Below are 21,146 nucleotides of genomic sequence, written 5' to 3' on the forward strand. Positions count from 1 at the left end.
TTGAGCTTTATGCCCGCCCTCCGACGCTAAGCGGAGGCGGCGGGGACATGGCAGGATTAGCGTTACCGGCAAGAAGGATCCGGCGCGTGCAAGCACGCTCCCACCATGACCCGCCTGAGAGTAGACGCATCTATGGTGTGTCCGGACATGAGATGCCGCATGTGCGGCTGTCCGCCTTCTTGCCTCGGAACGCTAATTCCGGTGCTGATGCACAGCACGGCCGGATTATCACGTGCTTGGGGCTGGGAGACAAGGGGCAGGGACCGTTCCGCAGCGAATCCCTGGCGACGGCAACAAGTAAGCCTTCAAAGCCTAAGGCAAACAGCCAATGCATGACTTATTCGAACCAGACGGCTTCACCTCCAGTCCCAAGCAGCGAAGCCACACGCGACATTAAAGTGCTGGCCCCCTACGGCCCAGACCAAGCACCACTGCGCAAGCTCTCGACACTGTACTACTATCACTCAGCGACCGATGAGCAAGGCGCACGGGGACTGAAAATGGACAAGACCCGCAGGGAGCTAAGCTCACGAAATTAACCACGCGTTTTCTCAGCATCAAGGACCGCTTGAATCACTTCGAGTATTTATATGGCTAAGCGCAAGCTGACGCCCGCGCAATCTGCGCCACAATGTTAAAAGAGCATCTTATGCACTACACCTTCCCTACCGCGACCATGGCCAAATTGGCCGAGTATGGCTGGCAGCCGAGCAGAAATATTGCGCCCCAACATGCGATTCTGGCTTGGGAACAGGACGGCTACAGCGCCTTCCAAGCCGGAGTGCATTTCATCCAGAGCTTTAACGGCATCACCTTAAAACACCGTTCTTGGGACGGTAAGGCAGAAGATGAGTCGTATTTCGACTCAGTTCTGGCCACCCAGGGCTTTGATCGTCTATGGGCTCTTGAGGTCTATCAACCTTTAATTGGAAAAAAACTGCTGCCAGTGGGGCAAGGCTACTCCAGACATCTCAGCTATCTGATCGCAGAAGATGGTGCTATGTACGCCGGCTACGATGACTTCTTCTGCGAAATCGGAACCGATATCATATCGGCGCTGGAAAATATCATTTTCAAACGGGACTTCCTTATTCTTCAAAGTTAAACAATTAGACAGATAACGATGAAAACTGCTCTCCACAGCATCAATCCTTCGACACACGGAGGGAGTTCATCAGCGATGGTTCGTCAAAATCACCCGGTTCTATCCGGCCACCGTACTGCAAAGTTGTGCCAACTACAGGTGTACCGCTTTGAACTCGATGACCAAGGCAGTGATAGCGTGTACCCATGCTGAACAATAAATTAATCGAACACCGCGCCAGGCTTGCGCTAAAGCGGCTAAGCGGCCTGTTCAGCGGCGCGGTGATGCCAATCCAGGCTGATGACTACGCCAAGAACCGGGCATTCCTGAGGCAACACTGCCATCTCGATGCCGAGCCGCAACAAAAGCTGGCGGCGGCAGATGAGTCTGAGACACTACAGGCGCTGACCTTAATCTTTGCCCGCCATGCTTCAACAGTCACCCTCCCCTTTGAACAGCCCTACTGCATTCAAGCCGATATCAGCGATGTCCAGAGCTTCGTCAAAAGCGTTTGGTCCGCCAACGACACCCAGGACCTGACAGTGTTTTTCGATACAGAGGGGGCCACGCTGGATTTGCAAGATCGCGAGGATGGCTTGTATCTGTTCTATCACCCCGGCACCGAAGAAATACCGTAGGAAATAATGTCGGCTTCAAGGCCCCCCCTCCAGCAGAGAACATCATGAATTAAGGCTCTGCCTCTTGCCGCCCCATCATTTACGCCGAGCCCCTCCCCCTGGCAACAGCCGCCACCACACTCAGGGGCGCGACATAGATACCATTTTGCAAACGCACGCGGTGTGCCTGCCGCAATATCGGAGCCAAGACCATGACCCCGCCACAAGCAGCCCTACAACAGGCAATCTGCACCCTGAGCCTGATCGACACCGTGTTCCATCGCTTGGGCGTGCGGATAGCCTGCGAGGATTTGAGCCCGGCCGAGGCCTGGGCCACCACCTGCCAAACGTTTCAGCAATTGGATCTGCAACAGCGCCTGCCCACGCTGATTGCGGAACTGAGGGAGATCGTGGAGCCGCAACTCGTCTACGACGAGCACAATATGAGCGCACTGGATTACCGGATTAAAGACTTGCTGCGGGCCTATGAGCAAGCGCAGCCCCCGTCGTCATGAGTGCCCCTCCCCCATCTGTCACACCAGCATGAAGTCTGCTACGCTGCCTATCCATTTCGACTCTGCGTCCTGCAGGATTTCATCATGCTTAAGTTTGATGTTCTGATCATCGGCAGCGGTCTGGCCGGGATGACCTTGGCCTTGCACCTGGCGGAAAGCCGCAAGGTGGGCCTGATTACCAAGCGCGATTTGCTGGAAGGCAGTTCCACTTACGCTCAGGGCGGCATCGCCGCGGTGCTGGACACCGAGGATTCGGTGGAGGAACACATCCGCGATACGCTGATTGCCGGCGCAGGGCTATGCAATGAGGAGACTACGCGCTTCATTGTCGAGCATTCCAAGGAAGCTATTGATTGGCTGATTGCGCTGGGCGTGCCCTTCACCAAGGATGAAACCCACCGCACCGGTTATCACCTGACCCGCGAGGGCGGCCACAGCCACCGCCGCATCATCCACGCCGCGGACGCCACCGGCGCGGCGGTGACCAGCACGCTGGGGCAGAAGATCAAGGCCCACCCCAATATCACGGAGCTGGAAGAGCATATCGCCATCGATCTGATCACCTCGCGCAAGCTGGGCCTGCCCGGCAACCGCGCCTATGGGGTGTACGCGCTGGACAAGCTGGCGGATCAGGTGGTGACCATCGCCGCCAAGCACACCATCCTGGCCTCCGGCGGCGCCGGCAAGGTTTATCTGTACACCACCAACCCGGACACCGCCACCGGCGACGGCATCGCCATGGGCTGGCGCGCCGGCTGCCGGGTGGGGAATATGGAATTCATGCAGTTCCACCCCACTTGCCTGTATCACCCGCACAGCAAGTCCTTCCTGATCACCGAGGCGGTGCGCGGCGAGGGGGGCATCCTGAAGCTGCCGGACGGCACCCGCTTTATGCCGGAGCACGATCCGCGCGCCGAGCTGGCGCCGCGCGACGTGGTGGCGCGCGCCATCGACTTTGAGATGAAGAAGCACGGCCTGGATTGCGTCTACCTGGACATTTCCTACAAGCCGGCCCATTTCATCCGCGAGCATTTCCCCAATATCTACGCCCATTGCCTGGAGCTGGGCATAGACATCACCCAACAGCCCATCCCGGTGGTGCCGGCGGTGCATTTCACCTGCGGCGGCCTGGTTACGGACCTGACCGGCCACACCGATGTGGACGCGCTGTACGCGGTGGGCGAAGTGGCCTGCACCGGCCTGCACGGGGCCAACCGGCTGGCCAGCAATTCCTTGCTGGAATGTCTGGTGATAGGCAAGGCGGCGGCGGCGGACATCCTGGCCGCGCCGGAGATCAAGCTGCCCAAGATCCCGGACTGGGACGACAGCCAGGTGACGGACCCGGACGAGGAGGTGGTGATTTCCCACAACTGGGACGAGCTGCGCCGGGCGATGTGGGACTATGTGGGCATTGTGCGCACCAATAAGCGGCTGATGCGGGCGCAAAACCGCATCCGCCTGCTGTCCGAGGAGATCAACGAGTATTACCGCCATTTCCACGTCAGCAACGATCTGATCGAGCTGCGCAATCTGGTGCAGACTTCGGAGCTGATCGTGCGTTCGGCGCTGCTGCGCAAGGAGAGCCGCGGCCTGCACTACAGCCGCGACTATCCGGAGAAGCTGGAGCTGGCGCAGGAGACCATCCTGACGCCGGAGGCGCCGGCGCAGGCCGATGGAGCATGAGCGGCAGTTAGTGGCTTTGCTGCGCGGGCAGCCGTGGCTGATGGAGGCGCTTGGCGCTGGGCGCGCCTTGGGCCTGTCCTCCTGGGCCATCGGCGCCGGAGCCATCCGCAGCCTGGTTTGGGACTGGCTGTGCGGCCATACACGGCCCACACCTATCCCGGACATAGATCTGGTTTACTTCGACCCCGCGGACTTAAGCCCAGAGCGCGAGCATCAGTTGGAAGCCCAATTGCGCACTGCGCTGCCAAGCTTGAACTGGGAAGTCTGCAATCAGGCGGCGGTGCACCTCTGGCGCGAACAGGAGCCGGGCCGCCCCTTGCCGCCATTACAAAGCCTGGCGGACGGGGTGGCTAGTTGGCCGGAAACCGCCACTTCCGTGGCGGCCTGGCTGGATGAGGAAGACCGCGTGCGGATTCTGGCTCCCTGCGGTCTGGACGATTTGATGAACGGCGTGTTGCGCCATAATCCCAGGCATGGCAACACCGCCGTGTTTGAGCGCAGGCTGTTGGACAAGCAGTTTTTGCAGCGCTGGCCAGCGCTGCGGCGGCTCCCCGCCCGGGACTACACGCCGCCCAAGTAATCCATCTTGCCCAGCGCCACGCCGTTGTGGCGCAGGATGGCGTAGGCGGCGGTGAGGTGGAAGTAGAAGTTGGGCAGCACAAAGCCCAGCAGATAGTTCTGTCCGCTGAAGCGGATCTCGTCGCCGCGCACTTTCAGCACCACTTCCCGCGTCTCGCTGCCGTCGATCTGCGCAGCGTTAAAACCCTGCAAAAACGCCACGGTCTTGGCGATGCGCTGTTGCAAATCGGCAAAGCTGGCTTCGTCGTCGGCGTAGCTGGGCACGTCGACGCCCGCCAGCCGCGCGGCGCAGCCTTTGGCGCTGTCGCTGGCGATCTGCACCTGGCGCGTCAGCGCGAACATGTCCGGCGCCAGCCGGGCGTTCAGCAGCACGTCCGGCGCGATGTTGCGCGCGGCGGCGTCGGCGGCGGCCTTGTCCAGGATGGCGGACAGATTGTTCAGGCCCCGGATCAGCGCCGGGACGGAGGCTTGGTACATGGAAACGGACATGGCGGGCTCCTGTCGGATGCGGTAAGGCGGGCGCGGCGGACATTCCGGCGCGCCGCCACAGCATAAGCCAATCCGCCGCCGGGAAACAGACGCGGACCCGGCAGCGGCTTATTCAAAACGGGCCTTCACCTCCCCCGTCCGCCGCCTGCCCTCTCTGTCCCATGCGGAGGCGCGGAGGCAGGGCTCTCACTTGGCCAGCGGCAGGGTGAACCAGAACGCGCAGCCGCCGGCCACGGTGCTGTTGGCGCCGAATTCGCCGCGGTGGAATTCAACGATGGAGCGGCAGATGTTCAGGCCGATGCCCATGCCTTCCGGCTTGGTGGAGTAGAACGGGGTGAACAGATTGCTCTTCATCGCCTCGGACAGGCCGGGGCCGTTGTCCACCACTTCCACCCGCCAGAAGGCGGTGCCGATGGAGGTGCGGACCTTGACCCTGGGCCGCTTGGTCTGCGCTTCCTGCATCGCTTCAATGGCGTTTTTCATCAGATTGAGCAGCACTTGCTCGATCAGTACCGGGTCCATGTCCAGCAGGCAGCCTGCCGGGTCTTGTTCCACCTGCAGCTTGACCCCGGCCTTGACCGCCAGGCCTTCCGCCAGGCCGACGGCGCGCAGCACCACCGGCCCCGGTTCCACGCGCTGCAATTGGGGCTCGTGCTTTTTGACGAAGGCGCGGATGCTGCTGACGATCTGGGCGGCGCGCTTGGCCTGTCCGGCGATTTCCTGGATCGCTTCGCGCACGCCGGCCGGCAGTTCCAGTTCCGCCGGCAGCCGGCGGCTGACGCCGGCGGCGTAGGTGTTGATGGCGGTCAGCGGCTGGTTCAGCTCATGCGCCAGCGTGGAGGCCATTTCGCCCATGGCGATCAGGCGCGAGGTGTTTTGCAGCCGTTCCTGCTGCGCCAGTTCCCGCCCTTCGCGCGCCTTGTCCTCGCTGACGTCGGCCAGGATGGCCAGCCAGGCGGATTCGCCGTTCACCCAGTCGATGCGGCGGCGGTGCATCTGGAACCAGCTGCCGCCGCCGTCGGTGGTGAATTCCAGGCCGTACTCGTCTTGTTCCGGCTGTTCCTGCAGGCCGGGCAGCAGCACGCAGCAGGGGCCGTCCGGCTCCACCGTCAGCCATAGCCGGGCAAACGCCGGATTGGCATACAGCAACAGGCCGCCGCTTTCTTCCATCACGCAGACGCCGGCCACCAGGCCATTGAGCACGGTGAGGAAGCGCTGATGGGAGGCGTTGAGCGCCAGCCGCTGCCGCTTGCGCTCGGTGATGTCGAACAGGGACGCGATCCAGCCGCGCTGGCTGCCGTCGGCTTCCACCAACGGGGTGGCGTAGAGCCGCACTTCGATGAATTCTCCGTCCTTGCGCGCAAAGCGCAGTTCGAAGCCCTCTTCCGGCTGACGGTTGTCGCGCACCGCGGCGATCGCCGCGGTCATGGCAGCGTGGTCGTCCTCCGGCCAGAACGGATGCGGCGGCGCCTGACCCACCAGTTCGTCCGCGCCGAAGCCCAGCATGTCGCAGAAGGCTCGGTTGACGCGCACGATGCGCCCTTCGTCCTCCAAAGCCACCAGGCCGCTTTTCATGCAGTCTTCTATCGCCTGGCGCAAGGACACTTCCTTGGCCAGCGCCTGTTCCGCGTGCGCGCGTTCGCGCACGTGGCGGCGGATGCGCCAGGCGGCGTACAAGAGCGCGCTGACCAGCAGCGCGATCAGGCCGGACAACACCGGCAGGGTCAGCCCCAGGCCGGCGCGGTAGCTGGTCGCGTGCAGATAGAGGCCGTAGCCGGGGGGATCGAAGCTGGTTTGATGCGAGAGGGTGCCGGGACGCTCCGCCGGATCGAACTTGCTGGCCAGGATTTTGCCGCTCAAATCCTGGATGCTGATGTAGTTCTTGGAGGCGATCCACCACGGCACCTGGTTGAACAACAGCAGGTCCATCTGGTAGGCCAGCCTCAGCCCGCCCAGGGGTTTGCCGTCGTGGACGATGGGCACGGCCAGATCGAAGCGGTATTTGCCGTCGCCGCCCTGATAGGGTTCGCCGTAACTGGGCCGCAGCAGACGGTTGGCGCGCCACAGCGCGTCGAAGGTTTCTCCGGTCAGCACGCTGCCGTCGCGGCGGGTGCCGTGCTGGTCGCGCACCACCCTGCCGTCCACGTCCACCTGCTCGATGCTCAGCAGTTCCGGGTTGCCCCGCAGGTAAAACGCGGCTTGCCGGGCAAAGCGCTGGCTGTCGATATTGCCGTCCTCGATTTCCCGGCCCAGATTTTCAGCCCATTCCTGCTGCCCTTCCAGATACATGCGCAAGGACTGCTCCAGCCACAGCACTTCCTGGATCAGATTGTCTTGCTGCTCGTCGCGCCAGTCCCGGTAAACCAGGTAGAACAGGCTGCCCAGCGCCAACAGCAGGGCCAGCAACAGCGCGCCGGCGCTGAGCCAGAGCATGCCGGGGGAACGGCGCGACAATAAATTTTTTATCTGCATGGCATTCTAGGGAAAGCCCTAATGCGGAAGTCCCTAATAGTTGAAAGAAATAGGAAATCCTACTTTACACGGAACAAGCAGACTGTCCACAAGGACAGCGCATAAGGAAAAACCGCCCACGGCGCCGGCCAAATCGCTTTTGCCGGCCATAAAATGCCAAGGGATTGGTGGATTCCATACAACACTATACAAGTACGATGGAGATAGAGAATGAAACTGAAGACAGCCGCCGTGGCCCTCTGCGCCGCGTTCGCCTTGTCCGGCGTTGCCAACGCCGCCGGCGAGATCCTCATCAAATTCAGCCATGTGGTGTCTCCGGACACCCCCAAGGGCAAAGCCGCCGAATATTTCAAGAAACTGGCTGAGGAACGCACCAAGGGCAAGGTCAAGGTGCAAGTGTATCCCAACAGCCAGTTGTACAAGGACAAGGAAGAACTGGAGGCGCTGCAGCTGGGCGCGGTTCAGATGCTGGCGCCCAGCCTGGCCAAGTTCGGCCCGCTGGGGGTCAAGGAGTTCGAGGTCTTCGATCTGCCCTATCTGTTCGACAACTACGACCAGGTCAACAAGGTGATGCACGGCCCCATCGGCAAGCAGTTGCTGGGCAAGCTGGAGGGCAAGGGCATCAAGGGCCTGGCCTATTGGGACAACGGCTTCAAGAACTTCTCCGCCAACAAGCCCATCCGCACCCCGGCCGACCTCAAGGGCCTGAAGATCCGCATCCAGTCGTCCAAGGTGCTGGAAGAGGAAATGCGCACCCTGGGCGCGCTGCCGCAAGTGATGGCTTTCTCCGAGGTGTATCAGGCGCTGCAGACCGGCGTGGTGGACGGCACCGAGCTGGAAGCGTCCAATCTGTACACCAGCAAGGCCTATGAGGTGCAAAAACAGCTGACGCTGACCCAGCACGGCTTCCTCGGCTACGCCGTCATCGTCAACAAGAAGTTCTGGGACGGCCTGCCGGCCGACGTGCGCGCCCAGCTGGACAGCGCGATCCGCGATGCGTCCACCTACGCCAACGATATCGCGAAGAAGGAAAACGAACGCGCGCTGGCCGGCATCAAGGCTTCCGGCAAAACCCAGATCTACACCCCCACTCCGCAGGAACGCAGCGCCTTCAAGAAGGCGTTGGCGCCGGTCCACGCCAAGATGGCCGGCCGCATTGGCCAGGATCTGCTAAACCAGATCTATAAAGAAACCGGTTTCAATCCGGCCAAATAAAGCCAGCCCGGTTCAAGAGCATGCCCTCAAGCATGCTCTTGTTCCATGCGGAGACAGATATGTTGAAATTCCTCGATCACCTTGAGGAGTGGATGATCGCCTGCCTGATGGGGGCGGCCACCCTCATCACCTTTACCGCGGTGCTGCACCGCTACGGTTCGGGCATCGCCACTCTGCAACCGCTGCTCGCCCACATCAATATGTCCTGGGCGCAGGAGCTGACCATTTACCTCTTCGTCTGGATGGCCAAGTTCGGCGCCGCTTACGGCGTGCGCACCGGCATCCATGTCGGCGTGGACGTGCTGATCAACCGGCTCAGCGACAAACGCCGCGGACGTTTCATCGTCTTCGGCCTGCTGGCCGGCGCGCTGTTCACCGGCACCGTCGCCGTCATGGGCGCGGATTTCGTCTGGGACATCGCCCACACCGATCAAACCTCGCCGGATCTGGAGGCGCCGATGTGGCTGGTCTACCTGGCCATTCCCTGTGGTTCTTCGCTGATGTGCTTCCGCTTCCTGCAAGTGGCCTGGAATTTCCTCAGGACCGGCTCGCTGCCCAAGCATGACCACGGCCATGTGGACGGCCTGGACGGCGACGAGCAGCTGGACAATATGCACCCCCACGATATGCATCACGGAGGCCGCCCATGAGCGCCTTGATCATTTTCGGCCTGTTGATGCTGCTGATGCTGACCGGCATGCCGATTTCCATCTCCCTGGGCCTGACGGTGCTGACCTTCCTGTTCACCATGACGGATGTGCCGGTCACCTCGGTGGCGCTGAAACTGTTCACCGGCATCGAGAAGTTTGAAATCATGGCCATCCCCTTCTTCATCCTGGCCGGCAACTTCCTGATGCACGGCGGCGTGGCCAAACGGATGATCCGCTTCGCCACCACCCTGGTGGGCCACTGGTACGGCGGCCTGGGCCTGGCCGGCGTGGTGTCCTGCGCGTTGTTCGCCGCCATCACCGGCTCATCTGTCGCCACCGTGGTGGCGGTGGGTTCCATCATTCTGCCGGCCATGGTCAAGCAGGGCTATCCGCAGCGCTTCGGCGCCGGCGTGATCACCACTTCCGGCGCGCTGGGCATTCTGTTTCCGCCGTCGATCAATCTGGTGATGTACAGCATCGCCACCGCCGGCATGGATGTCACCGGCCCCAACGGCATGAGCGTCAGCACCGCCTCGGTGGGCCAGCTGTTCATGGCGGGCGTGCTGCCCGGCCTGTGCCTGTCCCTGCTGCTAGGCCTGACCACCTGGTTCCGCGCCAAGAAGTTCGACTACCCGCGCCTGCCCCGCGCCGGCTGGGGCGAGCGTTGGCAGGCTTTCCGCGACAGCGTCTGGGGCCTGTTGTTGATCGCGCTGGTGATAGGCGGCATTTACAGCGGCATCTTCACGCCCACCGAGGCGGCGGCGATGGCGGCGGTATACGCCTTCGTGATCGCGGTCTTCGTCTACAAGGACATGGGGCTGAAGGATGTGCCCAAGGTCTTGCTGAACGCGGCGTCCATGAGTTCCATGCTGCTCTACATCATCACCAACGCGGTGCTGTTCTCCTTCCTGCTGGCGTCCGAGCAGATTCCGCAGGCGATGGCGGCCTGGATGACCGGCCAGGGCCTGGGCATCGTCGCCTTCCTGCTGCTGACCAATATCCTGCTGCTGGCGGCCGGCAACTTCATGGACCCGTCCGCCATCGTGCTGATCATGGCGCCCATCCTCTATCCGGTGGCGGTGAAACTGGGCGTCAATCCCATCCACTTCGGCATTCTGATCGCGGTGAACATGGAAGTGGGCATGTGCCATCCGCCGGTGGGATTGAACCTTTACGTGGCTTCCGGGATCACCAAGATGGGCATCACCGAACTGACGGTGGCGGTCTGGCCCTGGTTGCTGACCATGCTGGGCTTCCTGGTGGCCGTCACCTACATTCCGGAGATCTCGCTATGGCTGCCGCGCGCGCTGGGCATGGTGAATTAGCATCCGCCTGACAGGCGTGAAAACGCGATGGCATGCGCCATCGCGTTTTTTGTCCGACAAGGCGATAGCCCCGCCCGCCCTTAAGCCCGTATAATGTGTAGTTACTCTCTTACACCAACCAACCACCTAAAGATCAACCTCAGGAGTCCCAGAGAATGGACGAGCAATTGCGCCAGAGCGCACTGGAATACCACCAGTACCCCAACCCGGGCAAAATCCAGGTTGCCCCGACCAAGCCTCTCACCACCCAACGCGATCTCGCCCTGGCCTACTCCCCCGGAGTGGCGGCCGCCTGCGACGCCATCGTGGAAGATCCGCTGAACGCCTACAAATACACCGCGCGCGGCAATCTGGTGGCGGTGATCTCCAACGGCACCGCGGTGCTGGGCCTGGGCAATATCGGCGCGCTGGCCGGCAAGCCGGTGATGGAAGGCAAGGGCGTGCTGTTCAAGAAGTTCGCCGGCATCGATGTGTTCGACATCGAGGTCAACGAGCTGGATCCGGACAAGCTGGTGGACATCATCTGTTCGCTGGAACCCACTTTCGGCGGCATCAACCTGGAAGACATCAAGGCGCCCGAGTGCTTCTACATCGAGAAGAAGTGCCGCGAACGCATGAACATTCCGGTGTTCCATGACGACCAGCACGGCACCGCCATCGTGGCCGCCGCCGCGGTGCTCAACGGTCTGCGTCTGGTGGAGAAGGACATCGCGCAAGTGCGCGTGGTGGCCTCCGGCGCCGGCGCCGCCGCCATCGCCTGCCTGGACCTGCTGGTGGCGCTGGGCGTGAACCGCGACAACATCACCGTCTGCGACTCCAAGGGCGTGATCTACGAAGGCCGCGACGAGAAACTGGACGACTCCAAGAAACGCTACGCGATCAAGGACAACGGCCAACGCAAGCTGGCCGACGCCATGGCCGGCGCCGACATCTTCATGGGCCTGTCCGGTCCCAAGCTGGTGTCCCAGGACATGGTCAAATCCATGGCCCGCTCGCCGCTGATCCTGGCCATGGCCAACCCGGAGCCGGAAATCCTGCCGCCGCTGGTGAAGGAAGTGCGCCCGGACGCCATCATCGGCACCGGCCGTTCGGACTATCCGAACCAGGTCAACAACGTGCTGTGCTTCCCCTTCATCTTCCGCGGCGCGCTGGACGTGGGCGCCACCACCATCAATGAAGAGATGAAGCTGGCCACGGTGCGCGCCATCGCCGACCTGGCGCTGGCCGAGCAAAACGACGTGGTGGCCACCGCCTACGGCGACCAGGAACTGTCCTTCGGCCCGGAATACGTGATTCCGAAACCGTTCGACCCGCGTCTGATCGTCAAGATCGCCCCCGCCGTGGCCAAGGCCGCGATGGATTCCGGCGTGGCCACTCGCCCGATCCAGGACTTCGACGCCTACGCCGATCAACTGGCCCAGTTCGTGTACAAGACCAATCTGTTCATGAAGCCGGTGTTCGCCCAGGCCAAGAAAGACCAGAAGCGCGTGGTGCTGACCGAGGGCGAAGACGAGCGCGTGCTGCACGCCACTCAGGAAATCGTCACCCAAGGCCTGGCCAAGCCCATCCTGATCGGCCGCCCCAGCGTCATCGACATGCGCATCCAGAAGCTGGGCCTGAAGCTGGTGGCCGGCAAGGACTTCGAGATCGTCAACAACGAATCCGATCCGCGCTTCGCCGAGTACTGGAAAGAGTACTACCAGCTGACCAAGCGCAAGGGCGTGTCCCAGGAGCAGGCTCGCCGTCGCGTGATCGGCAACACCACGCTGATCGGCGCAATGATGGTGCGCCGCGGCGACGCCGACGCGATGATCTGCGGCACCTACGGGCCGTACCGCCAGCACTTCGACATCGTTGAAACCGTGCTCGGCTACAACAATCCGGAGCAAGTGGCCGGCGCGATGAACGCGCTGATCCTGCCCACCGGCAACATCTTCATCGCCGACACCTACGTCAACGCCGACCCGAGCGCCGAACAACTGGCCAGCATCACCCGCATGGCCAGCGAATCGATCAAGCGCTTCGGCATTGCGCCCAAGGCCGCGCTGCTGTCCAACTCCAGCTTCGGCACGCTGAACAGCGCCTCGGCGCAGAAGATGCGCGCCGCCTTCGACCAGATCCGCTCGGCGCAGCCGGATCTGGAGATCGACGGCGAAATGCAGGGCGACGCCGCGCTGGTAGAAAGCATCCGCAACCAGGCCATGCCGGACAGCACGCTGAAAGGCTCGGCCAATCTGTTGATCATGCCGAATGTGGAAGCCGCCAACATCAGCTACAACCTGTTGCGCGTTTCCGCCTCCGACGGCGTGACCATCGGCCCCATCCTGATGGGCATGAGCAAGCCGGCTCACATCCTGACCCCGATCGCTTCGGTGCGCCGCATCGTCAACATGGTGGCCCTGGCCGCCGTGGACGCGCAGAACAGCAAGTAAGCGTTTGCCTGGCATTTAAGGCATATACTGAACGGGCAAGCACAGCTTGCCCGTTTTTTCTTCGCCAAGGGAGCCGCCCATGAGCAACGAATTCAACCCCAACGACCCCTTCTCCCTATTCCGCCAGTTCTGGCAAACCGCCACGCCGCCGGGCATGCAGCCCTTTCTGCCGCCGATGAGCGAGGAGGAGATCGAGCGCAAGCTGGCGGAATTGCGCGTGGTGGAAAGCTGGCTGACCATGAATATGGGCATGCTGAGCATGCAGATCAAAGCCCTGGAAATGCAGAAGTCCGCGCTGCACTCAATGCGGCCTAAAGACCCGCCGCACAATTGAAACCGCCCCCGCCCCGATGCGGCCGCGCTCAAGTTTGCTTGGCGCGCAAACAACGCTACACTCTACCGTCCGGCCGCGGATCTTCCTGGCAGAAGCCCGCGGTCGCCATGTCTCAAGGTGATGAACGGGACGGCTCGCCCTCCCCTTTCCCATAACAATTAACGACCACTTTTCCGCGGACTCCATGCGTTTCTCCACTCCTTACGCCGCGCAGCCCGCAGATTCCGGCCTGCCTTCCATCCCCGTCTGGCTGTTCTTGCTCATCGCCGTCGCCTGGCTGCTGCCCGGCCTGGTGGGTCATGAGCCCTGGAAGCCGGACGAAGCCTACACCTTCGGCCTGATCCGCCATATCGCTCAGACCGGCGACTGGATCGTGCCGACGCTGGCCGGCGAGCCCTTCATGGAAAAGCCGCCGCTGTTCTTCATCAGCGCCGCCTTCACCATGCAATTGTTCAGCGGCTGGCTCAGCGCGCCGGACGCCGCGCGGCTGGCCGCCGGCGGCTGGATGGCGCTGGCCCTGGCCGGCACCGCCGTCTCCGCCGGCGCCTTGTACGGCCGCCGCGCCGCCGCCTGGGGCGCCTTACTGCTGCTGGGCTGCCTGGGCCTGCCGATGCGCGCCCATCAAATGATCACGGACACCGCCCTGCTGGCCGGCGTGGCCTGGGGTCTGGCCGGACTGGTGCTGCTGCGCCGGCGCGCCTTGCTCGGCGGCGCGCTGCTGGGCCTGGGCGGCGGCGTCGCCTTCCTGAGCAAGGGCCTGCTCGGCCCCGGCTGCCTGGGCCTGACCGCCTTGTTGCTGCCGCTGCACCCGGATTACCGCAACCGCCGTTACGCCGGCGGCCTGCTGCTGGCCGCGCTGATCGGCCTGCCGCTGGCCGCGCTGTGGGGCTTGAGCCTGTACTTGCGCGAGCCGGCCTTGTTCCAGCTGTGGTTCAAAGTGAACAACTTCGGCCGCTTCGACGGCAGCGCCCATCTGGGCCCCAAGGCGCCGCGCCTGTTCTACGGCCGCACCCTGCCCTGGTACGGCATCCCGGTCTTGCCGCTGGCCTTGTGGGGGCTGTGGCGCGGCCGCCGACAATGGACCCGCGCCTGGCCGGCGGCGCCGGCGCTGCTCTGGCTGGTGACGCTGACCGTCTTGTCGCTGGCGGGCGACGCCCGCGAACTCTATGCGATGCCCTTGCTGCTGCCGCTGGCGCTGCTGGCCATCGCCGGTTTGCGCGCCGGCGAATCCCATCGCGGCTGGCGCGCGCTGTCCGGCTTCAGCCTGTTTCTCTGCCTGGCGCTTGGCGCCTTCGTGCTCGCCGTCGCCTGGGTGCTTTCCACCGGCGAACCGGCGCAATGGTCCCGTCACCTGCTGCACCGCAAGTTCACTGATTGGCACCCGCAGTGGCATCCATGGACCTGGCTGGCCTTCGGCCTGATCGCCGGCGGCGCGGCCTGGCTATGGCGACGCTTCCCGGCCGATACCGCGCCCGGCTTCGCCTGGCGCTGGAGCCTGACCATCGTGCTGTTGTGGGGCGGCCTGGCCACGCTATGGCTGCCGGCGCTGGATCACGGCATGCGCTACCGCGAAACCTTCGCCCCGCTGCGCCCTGTCCTGGCCGACATCGGCCGGCAAGGCGAATGCGTCGCCAGCGTCGGCCTGGGCGAACCCCAACGCGCGCTGCTGGACTACTACGCCGATTACCGCACGCTGCGGCTGGAAAGCACGTCGCAAGCCAAAGACTGCCGCTGGTTGCTGGTCCAGTCTCTTCACGACCAGCTGCCGGCCTTTCTCCGCGGTCTGACGCCGATGGCGAGCTTCCAGCGTCCGGGCGACCCGAAGGAACGCTTCCGCCTGTATCGGCTGGAACAACCTCTGGGCCAGCTGTTGGATACGGGAAAATAATTACAATGTATTTAATTTCAGACGAAATCGTCACAATTCGTCACAATTTGCCCCATATTCATTAACAATCACAGCGCCGCGATAACGTAGCCTTAACCCTTTTTTTCTTGAGGTTATGGTATGTCGGCGCTGAACGCGGTGGATTTATTCTGGTCTCTGGCCAGCGGGCGCTTCTCCCGCAAGGACGGATTCGACGAAGGGAAGAATCGCTGCAAATTCGCGCTGCGCGGACTGCTGACCCTGCCCTGGACGCTGCGCTGGCTGGACAGCTGGGGCCAACCCGCGCTGCGCCGCCATCTGCAGGCCAATCCGCGGCTGGCCTGCAAGCTGCACCGCCCCTATCTGTACCGTGCTCTTGGCCCAAGCGGTAAGCTGGCGGCTCTGCGCGAACACTATCAGACGCTGGCGACGCGGGTGTCTCCCGCCGCCTACCGCAGCCTGCTCAGCGACGCCGGTCTGCCGCTGGCCACGCTGCTCGGCAAAAACGAGGCCGCGATCACGGCGGTGCTGACGCACCGCCACAGCTTCGACAAAGAAGGCGAGCTGTCCTTGCAGATCTGCTCGGAGGAAGGGATCGCCATCGCCACGCTGACCTTCACCATCACCCGCCATCAAGGTGAAACCGCCATCATCATCGGCGGCCTGCAAGGCCCGCGCAAACCCCATGGCGCGGAAGCCGTGCACCAGCTCACCAAGCAAAGCCACGGCCTGTTTCCCAAGCGTTTGGCGGTTGAGGCCTTGGTCGCGCTGGCCCAGGAAATAGGCGCTAACCAGGTGCTGGCCGTCAGCAAATGGCAGCATATCTACAGCTCCTGGCGCTATCGCCGCCAGTTCTTCGCCGATTACGACAGCTTCTGGGACACCTTCGACGCCCAGCCCACCGCTTGCAAGCGCTTCTTCAGCCTGCCGCTGCAACTGCCGCGCAAGCCCCTGAGCGAGATCGCCAGCAAGAAACGCGCGGAATATCAGCGCCGCTACGCCTTGCTGGACGAACTGGCCAGCCAGAGCCGCAGCGCCGTCACGCGCCGGGCCGCCGCAAACTGAAAGCAGTCTTCGCGCGGCTGAACTCGTCGCCGCCCAGCTTGCCCACCAAGTCCAGGGCCTTGCTCGCCACGCGGCCGTCCCGCCACGCCTCGTCCGCCACATGCACGTGGCGCACCTCGCCCAATACCAGATTGCCGGCGCCCGCGCCTTCGCCCAGCACCAGGCACTGGCTCAGCACGCATTCGAAACGCAGCGGCGCCTGTTCCACGCCCGGCGCCCTCACCTGCCGGCTGCGCACCTTGCTCACGCCGGCCAGATCAAACTCGTCCACCTCCGGCGCATAAGGGCCGCAGCTGAGGTTCATCGCCTCCGCCAAGCGCTCCGGCACCACATTAACGACGAACTCGCCGGTGGCGCGGATATTGGCCAGGGTATCCTTCTCGCCGCCGCTGGCCGGCGTCAGAATGCTCAGCGCCAGCACCGGCGGCTTCACGCTGGCCACGGTGAAGAAGGAAAACGGCGCCAGATTGGCCACGCCCCGCAAGTCCTGAGTGCTGACCCAGGCGATGGGCCGGGGCTGCACGCTGCCCACCAGCAAAGGGTAGACCGCCTCCGGCGGCAAGCTCTTGATGTCGCAGTCCATGGGGATTCCTCCTAGATGCCATCATTCTAATGCTGCATAGCAACAAAATACCAGCGCCGCCAATTGCGCCCGACGATGGTGTCGCAACCGCTCGGCAGGTAAAATGACGCGATGAACTCACCTCGTTTTATCCATCTGCGCCTCCATTCGGAGTTCTCCATCACCGACGGCATCGTACGCCTGGATGACGCCATCAAGCGCGCCATCAAGGACAATATGCCCGCGGTGGGCATGTCCGATCTGATGAACATCTTCGGCATGGTCAAGTTCTACAAGGGCTGCCGGGACAAAGGCGTCAAGCCCATCGTGTCCTGCGATGTCTGGCTGGAAAACGAGGATGACCGCGACAAACCCTATCGCCTGATGCTGACGGTGAAGAACCGCCAGGGCTACGGGCGCTTGTGCGAACTGCTGGCCGACGCCTACACCCACAATCAGTACCGCGGTCGCGCCGAACTCAAGCGCGCCTGGCTGGAAAACGGCGACAACAGCGGCCTGATCTGCCTGTCCGGCGCCCACATGGGCGACGTGGGCCAGGCCCTGCTGATGGGCCAGCGCGACGAGGCGCGCCGCCGCGCCGAATATTGGGAGAGCTGTTTTCCGGACAGCTTCTACCTGGAGTTGCAGCGTCTGAACAACCCGCAGGTGGAGCACGCGCTGCAAGCCTCGCTGTGGCTGGCCGGCGAGACCGGCCTGCCGGTGGTGGCCACCCACCCCATCCAGTTCATGGACCCGGACGACTTCAAGGCCCACGAGGCCCGCGTCTGCATCGCCGAGGGCTTCACCCTGGGCGACAAGCGCCGGCCGCGCAGCTTCGAGGAAAACCAATACTTCCTGTCCACCGAGCAGATGCTAGAGCGCTTCGCCGACATCCCCGAAGCGCTGGAAAACTCGGTGGAAATCGCCCGCCGCTGCAATATCAGCGTGCAACTGGGCAAGAACTACCTGCCGCAATTCCCGACGCCGGACGGCATGACGCTGGACGACTACCTGGTGCATCTATCCCAGGAAGGACTGGAAGAACGGCTGGCCAAGCTCTATCCCGATCCGGAAACGCGCGCCCAAGAGCGGCCGCGCTACGACGAGCGCTTGAAGATCGAGTGCGACACCATCATCCAGATGGGCTTCCCCGGCTACTTCCTGATCGTGGCGGACTTCATCAACTGGGCCAAGAACAACGGCTGCCCGGTGGGTCCCGGCCGCGGCTCCGGCGCCGGCTCGCTGGTGGCCTACAGCATCGGCATCACCGACATCGACCCGCTGGCCTACGCGCTGCTGTTCGAACGCTTCCTCAACCCCGAGCGGGTCTCCATGCCCGACTTCGACATCGACTTCTGCCAGGATAACCGCTACCGCGTGATCGAATACGTGCGCCAGAAATACGGCGCCGAAGCGGTGTCGCAGATCGCCACCTTCGGCACCATGGCGGCCAAGGCCGTGGTGCGCGACGTCGGCCGGGTGCTGGACTTGCCGTATATGTTCTGCGACGGCATCTCCAAACTGATTCCCGCCGCGCCCGGCAAGCAATACTCGCTGGACGACGCTGTGGAAATGGAGCCGGTGCTGCGCGAGCGGCTGGAAAACGAGGAGGAACTGCGCGAGCTGTGGGAGTTGGCCAAGAAGCTGGAAGGCCTGACCCGCAACATCGGCATGCACGCCGGCGGCGTCTTGATCGCGCCGGGCAAGATCACCGACTTCTGCCCGATGTACCAGGCCAGCGGCGACGGCTCGGTGCCGGTGTCCATGCTGGACAAGGACGATGTGGAAAAAGTGGGCCTGGTGAAGTTCGACTTCCTCGGCCTGCGCAACCTGACGATTATCGAACTGGCCGTCGGCTACATCAAGGACCTGGACCCCAGCTTCGACACCGACCTCAATCTGCTCGAGTTCACCGACGCCGCCGCCTACAAAGTGCTGCAGCAGGCCAATACCACCGCCGTCTTCCAGCTTGAATCGGACGGCATGAAGCGGCTGCTGGAAAAACTGAAGCCCGACCGTTTCGAAGACATCATCGCTGTGCTGGCCCTGTACCGTCCGGGCCCGCTCGGCTCCGGCATGGTGGACGACTTCATCCTGCGCAAGGCCGGCAAGCAAGAGGTCGACTACTACCACCCGGACCTGCAGGCCTGCCTGGACCCGACCTACGGCGTGATCGTCTACCAGGAACAGGTGATGCAGATCTCGCAGATCATCGGCGGTTACACCCTGGGCGGCGCCGACATGCTGCGCCGGGCGATGGGCAAGAAAAAACCGGAGGAAATGGCCGAGCACCGCGGCAAAATCGCCCAGGGTGCGGCCACCAAGGGCTACGACCCCAAGCTCGCCGAAATGCTGTTCGACCTGATGGCCAAGTTCGCCGAGTACGGCTTCAACAAGTCGCACACCGCCGCCTACGCCGTGGTCTCCTATCAGACCGCCTGGCTCAAGGCCCACCACACCGCGGCCTTCATGGCGGCCACCATGTCCTCGGAATTGGACAACACCGACCAGCTCAAGGTGTTCTACGACGACAGCGTGGACGGCAAAAACGGCCTGATCTTCCTGCCGCCCGACGTCAACCAGAGCTACTACCGCTTCGTGCCGGTGGACCGCAAGCACATCCGCTACGCGCTGGGCGCGATCAAGGGCACCGGCGAAGCCGCCGTCGACCACATCGTCGCGATCCGCGCCGCGTCCGGGCCGTTCAAGGACTTGTTCGACTTCTGCAGCCGCACCGACAAGAAGATCGTCAACAAGCGCGTGATCGAAGCGCTGATCCGCGCCGGCGCCTTCGACAGCATAGAGCCCAACCGGGCCAAGCTGTTCGGCAACGTCGGGCTGGCGATGGACGCCGCCGAACAGGAGCACGCCAACGCCAATCAGGGCGGCTTGTTCGACATGTTCGGCGACGACGTCGCCCCCAGCGTGGAAATGGTCGAGATCAAGCCGTGGAGCGACGCGGTCAAGCTGGCGGAAGAAAAGCTGGCCATCGGCTTCTACCTGTCCGGCCACCCTTTCGCCGCCTACGCCAAGGAAATTCGCGGCTTCATCAAGACCCCGCTGTCCCGGCTCAGCCCGCGCAAGGAGCCCCAGTTGCTGGCCGGCTTCGTCACCGGCATCCGCGTCAAAGTGGGCAACCGCGGCAAAATGGCCTTCGTGCAGCTGGACGACGGCAGCACCAAATTGGAAGTCAGCCTGTTCGCGGAAAGCTTCGAAGCCAACCGCAGCCGCTTGAAAGACGACGTGGTCCTGGTGATAGAAGGCAAGGTCAGCGAGGACAACTTCTCCGGCGGCCTGCGCATCATCGCAGACAAAGTCTATGAGCTGGGCGAGGCGCGCAGCCGCTACGCGCGCAGCCTGTCGCTGAAACTGGCCGGCAAGGTGGACGTCAGCAAACTCAAGGCCCAGCTGCACCCGTTCCGCAGCGAAGACGCCGGCTGCCCGGTGCGCATCCATTACAACAACGGCGCGGCCAGCGGCGACCTGATGCTGCCCCCGCCCTGGGGCGTCCGGCTGGACGACGGGCTGTTGCTGGCGCTGCAGGACTGGCTGGGCAACGACAAGGTCAAAGTGATGTGGTGAGCCGCCGCGCTCCCGCCAAGCCGCGCGCAGCGCGGCTTTTTTCTTGCCCCGCGCTTTGCAAGCGCCGGGCATTGCAGTAGGCTTGCCCGCTCAAACGCACCACAGAAGAGGATGTTTTCAGATGACGGCACGCCCGGCGCAACTCCAAGACGTCGCCCCGGTCTTCCAGATCGAGCAAGCGGTATTCGGCCACCACGTCTACCCGGACTTTTTCTTCCGCCAGGCCCACGACCTGTGGCCGGACCTGTTCTTCGTCGCGCCGGGCGCGCAAGACGGGGCACTGGGCGGCTACATCATCGGCGCGCCGGGCAGCGGGCAAGGCGAATTCTGGATCATGTCGCTGGCGGTCCACGAGCATTGCCGCGGACAAGGCGTAGGCAAGCAACTGCTGCAGGCCTTGCTGCAGGCGCTGCGGGCGCGCCAGGCCAGCCACGCGAAACTGACGGTCCACCCCGACAACCCCGCGGTCAGGCTGTACCAGCAGCTTGGCTTTGTCGTCGTCGAACATCAACCTCATTACTTCGGCGACAACGATCCGCGCCTGGTCATGCGCGCGGATTTCTAGCCGTCCAGACGCAACAAAGCCTCCCTTGGGGAGGCTTCCGTGTCGCCGTTCAACAGCACAATGCATAAAGCCCAGCTCGATTGAGCTGGGCTTTGCAATGGGGCGTCTGG

General features: G+C 63.2%; 17 protein-coding genes. 14 read left to right on the top strand and 3 right to left on the bottom strand.

The window, feature by feature from the left end; genetic code table 11:
- Nucleotides 1-649: 649 nt before the first annotated feature.
- The 5 genes from NK214_RS22915 (at nucleotide 650) to NK214_RS22935 (ending at nucleotide 4,479) form a co-directional block, all read left to right on the top strand.
- Nucleotides 650-1,105 (top strand): SUKH-3 domain-containing protein, encoded by a 456-nt coding sequence (locus NK214_RS22915; protein ID WP_253315616.1) that lies wholly within the window; start codon nucleotides 650-652, stop codon nucleotides 1,103-1,105.
- Between the two features lie 185 nt (nucleotides 1,106-1,290).
- Nucleotides 1,291-1,722: a hypothetical protein gene (locus NK214_RS22920; protein WP_235084682.1), complete on the top strand. Its 432-nt coding sequence runs from the start codon at nucleotides 1,291-1,293 to the stop codon at nucleotides 1,720-1,722.
- 191 nt (nucleotides 1,723-1,913) lie between these two features.
- Nucleotides 1,914-2,216 (top strand): hypothetical protein, encoded by a 303-nt coding sequence (locus NK214_RS22925; RefSeq protein WP_235084686.1) that lies wholly within the window; start codon nucleotides 1,914-1,916, stop codon nucleotides 2,214-2,216.
- Between the two features lie 84 nt (nucleotides 2,217-2,300).
- On the top strand, nucleotides 2,301-3,899 hold the full coding sequence (nadB, locus tag NK214_RS22930; protein ID WP_235084688.1) for an L-aspartate oxidase: 1,599 nt from the start codon (nucleotides 2,301-2,303) through the stop codon (nucleotides 3,897-3,899).
- 10 nt (nucleotides 3,900-3,909) lie between these two features.
- Nucleotides 3,910-4,479 (top strand): nucleotidyltransferase family protein, encoded by a 570-nt coding sequence (locus NK214_RS22935; protein WP_253315617.1) that lies wholly within the window; start codon nucleotides 3,910-3,912, stop codon nucleotides 4,477-4,479.
- On the opposite strand, the gene NK214_RS22940 is transcribed toward NK214_RS22935, so the two are convergent.
- A complete protein-coding gene (locus NK214_RS22940) occupies nucleotides 4,461-4,967 on the bottom strand; it encodes a DUF1993 family protein (protein WP_081548533.1) in 507 nt (168 codons plus the stop codon). The two genes, NK214_RS22935 and NK214_RS22940, sit on opposite strands and share 19 nt — an antisense overlap.
- Before the next feature lie 186 nt (nucleotides 4,968-5,153).
- Nucleotides 5,154-7,439 carry a PAS domain S-box protein gene (locus NK214_RS22945; RefSeq protein ID WP_233246740.1) on the bottom strand — a complete coding sequence of 762 codons (2,286 nt, stop codon included), beginning with the start codon at nucleotides 7,437-7,439 and terminating at the stop codon, nucleotides 5,154-5,156.
- Between the two features lie 210 nt (nucleotides 7,440-7,649).
- Between NK214_RS22945 and NK214_RS22950 the strand changes: the two genes are divergently transcribed.
- The 7 genes from NK214_RS22950 to NK214_RS22980 all read left to right on the top strand — a co-directional run bounded on the left by NK214_RS22950 (nucleotide 7,650) and on the right by NK214_RS22980 (nucleotide 16,327).
- The gene (locus tag NK214_RS22950) at nucleotides 7,650-8,654 is read left to right on the top strand and encodes a TRAP transporter substrate-binding protein (protein ID WP_107800818.1); all 1,005 of its coding nucleotides are present in this window, start codon (nucleotides 7,650-7,652) and stop codon (nucleotides 8,652-8,654) included.
- A gap of 59 nt (nucleotides 8,655-8,713) precedes the next feature.
- A complete protein-coding gene (locus NK214_RS22955) occupies nucleotides 8,714-9,304 on the top strand; it encodes a TRAP transporter small permease (protein ID WP_107800819.1) in 591 nt (196 codons plus the stop codon).
- Nucleotides 9,301-10,629 (top strand): TRAP transporter large permease, encoded by a 1,329-nt coding sequence (locus NK214_RS22960; protein WP_081548523.1) that lies wholly within the window; start codon nucleotides 9,301-9,303, stop codon nucleotides 10,627-10,629. Before NK214_RS22955 ends, NK214_RS22960 begins: the two co-directional genes overlap by 4 nt.
- A 155-nt stretch (nucleotides 10,630-10,784) precedes the next feature.
- On the top strand, nucleotides 10,785-13,061 hold the full coding sequence (locus NK214_RS22965; protein WP_107800820.1) for an NADP-dependent malic enzyme: 2,277 nt from the start codon (nucleotides 10,785-10,787) through the stop codon (nucleotides 13,059-13,061).
- A gap of 79 nt (nucleotides 13,062-13,140) precedes the next feature.
- The gene (locus NK214_RS22970; protein WP_107800821.1) at nucleotides 13,141-13,395 is read left to right on the top strand and encodes a PhaM family polyhydroxyalkanoate granule multifunctional regulatory protein; all 255 of its coding nucleotides are present in this window, start codon (nucleotides 13,141-13,143) and stop codon (nucleotides 13,393-13,395) included.
- A gap of 184 nt (nucleotides 13,396-13,579) precedes the next feature.
- A complete protein-coding gene (locus NK214_RS22975) occupies nucleotides 13,580-15,283 on the top strand; it encodes a glycosyltransferase family 39 protein (protein ID WP_253315618.1) in 1,704 nt (567 codons plus the stop codon).
- Nucleotides 15,284-15,403: 120 nt separating this feature from the next.
- Complete coding sequence (locus NK214_RS22980; protein ID WP_235084695.1) at nucleotides 15,404-16,327, top strand: VirK/YbjX family protein; 924 nt, start codon at nucleotides 15,404-15,406, stop codon at nucleotides 16,325-16,327.
- On the opposite strand, the gene NK214_RS22985 is transcribed toward NK214_RS22980, so the two are convergent.
- A complete protein-coding gene (locus NK214_RS22985; protein WP_253315619.1) occupies nucleotides 16,302-16,910 on the bottom strand; it encodes a flavin reductase family protein in 609 nt (202 codons plus the stop codon). The genes NK214_RS22980 and NK214_RS22985 overlap by 26 nt on opposite strands.
- A gap of 111 nt (nucleotides 16,911-17,021) precedes the next feature.
- Between NK214_RS22985 and dnaE the strand changes: the two genes are divergently transcribed.
- The gene (dnaE, locus tag NK214_RS22990; protein ID WP_253315620.1) at nucleotides 17,022-20,471 is read left to right on the top strand and encodes a DNA polymerase III subunit alpha; all 3,450 of its coding nucleotides are present in this window, start codon (nucleotides 17,022-17,024) and stop codon (nucleotides 20,469-20,471) included.
- Between the two features lie 121 nt (nucleotides 20,472-20,592).
- Nucleotides 20,593-21,036, top strand: a complete 444-nt coding sequence (locus tag NK214_RS22995) for an N-acetyltransferase (RefSeq protein ID WP_107800826.1) — start codon at nucleotides 20,593-20,595, stop codon at nucleotides 21,034-21,036.
- Nucleotides 21,037-21,146: the final 110 nt, after the last annotated feature.

The organism is Chromobacterium sp. S0633 (genome assembly GCF_024158805.1).
GTDB lineage: Bacteria > Pseudomonadota > Gammaproteobacteria > Burkholderiales > Chromobacteriaceae > Chromobacterium.

Coding starts and splice junctions, on each gene's coding strand:
- NK214_RS22915 (WP_253315616.1), top strand. CDS start 650: ATGCACTACACCTTCCCTACCGCGACCATGGCCAAATTGGCCGAGTAT.
- NK214_RS22980 (WP_235084695.1), top strand. CDS start 15,404: ATGTCGGCGCTGAACGCGGTGGATTTATTCTGGTCTCTGGCCAGCGGG.
- nadB (WP_235084688.1), top strand. CDS start 2,301: ATGCTTAAGTTTGATGTTCTGATCATCGGCAGCGGTCTGGCCGGGATG.
- NK214_RS22965 (WP_107800820.1), top strand. CDS start 10,785: ATGGACGAGCAATTGCGCCAGAGCGCACTGGAATACCACCAGTACCCC.
- NK214_RS22950 (WP_107800818.1), top strand. CDS start 7,650: ATGAAACTGAAGACAGCCGCCGTGGCCCTCTGCGCCGCGTTCGCCTTG.
- NK214_RS22940 (WP_081548533.1), bottom strand. CDS start 4,967: ATGTCCGTTTCCATGTACCAAGCCTCCGTCCCGGCGCTGATCCGGGGC.
- NK214_RS22945 (WP_233246740.1), bottom strand. CDS start 7,439: ATGCAGATAAAAAATTTATTGTCGCGCCGTTCCCCCGGCATGCTCTGG.
- NK214_RS22975 (WP_253315618.1), top strand. CDS start 13,580: ATGCGTTTCTCCACTCCTTACGCCGCGCAGCCCGCAGATTCCGGCCTG.
- dnaE (WP_253315620.1), top strand. CDS start 17,022: ATGAACTCACCTCGTTTTATCCATCTGCGCCTCCATTCGGAGTTCTCC.
- NK214_RS22970 (WP_107800821.1), top strand. CDS start 13,141: ATGAGCAACGAATTCAACCCCAACGACCCCTTCTCCCTATTCCGCCAG.
- NK214_RS22920 (WP_235084682.1), top strand. CDS start 1,291: ATGCTGAACAATAAATTAATCGAACACCGCGCCAGGCTTGCGCTAAAG.
- NK214_RS22925 (WP_235084686.1), top strand. CDS start 1,914: ATGACCCCGCCACAAGCAGCCCTACAACAGGCAATCTGCACCCTGAGC.
- NK214_RS22955 (WP_107800819.1), top strand. CDS start 8,714: ATGTTGAAATTCCTCGATCACCTTGAGGAGTGGATGATCGCCTGCCTG.
- NK214_RS22960 (WP_081548523.1), top strand. CDS start 9,301: ATGAGCGCCTTGATCATTTTCGGCCTGTTGATGCTGCTGATGCTGACC.
- NK214_RS22995 (WP_107800826.1), top strand. CDS start 20,593: ATGACGGCACGCCCGGCGCAACTCCAAGACGTCGCCCCGGTCTTCCAG.
- NK214_RS22985 (WP_253315619.1), bottom strand. CDS start 16,910: ATGGACTGCGACATCAAGAGCTTGCCGCCGGAGGCGGTCTACCCTTTG.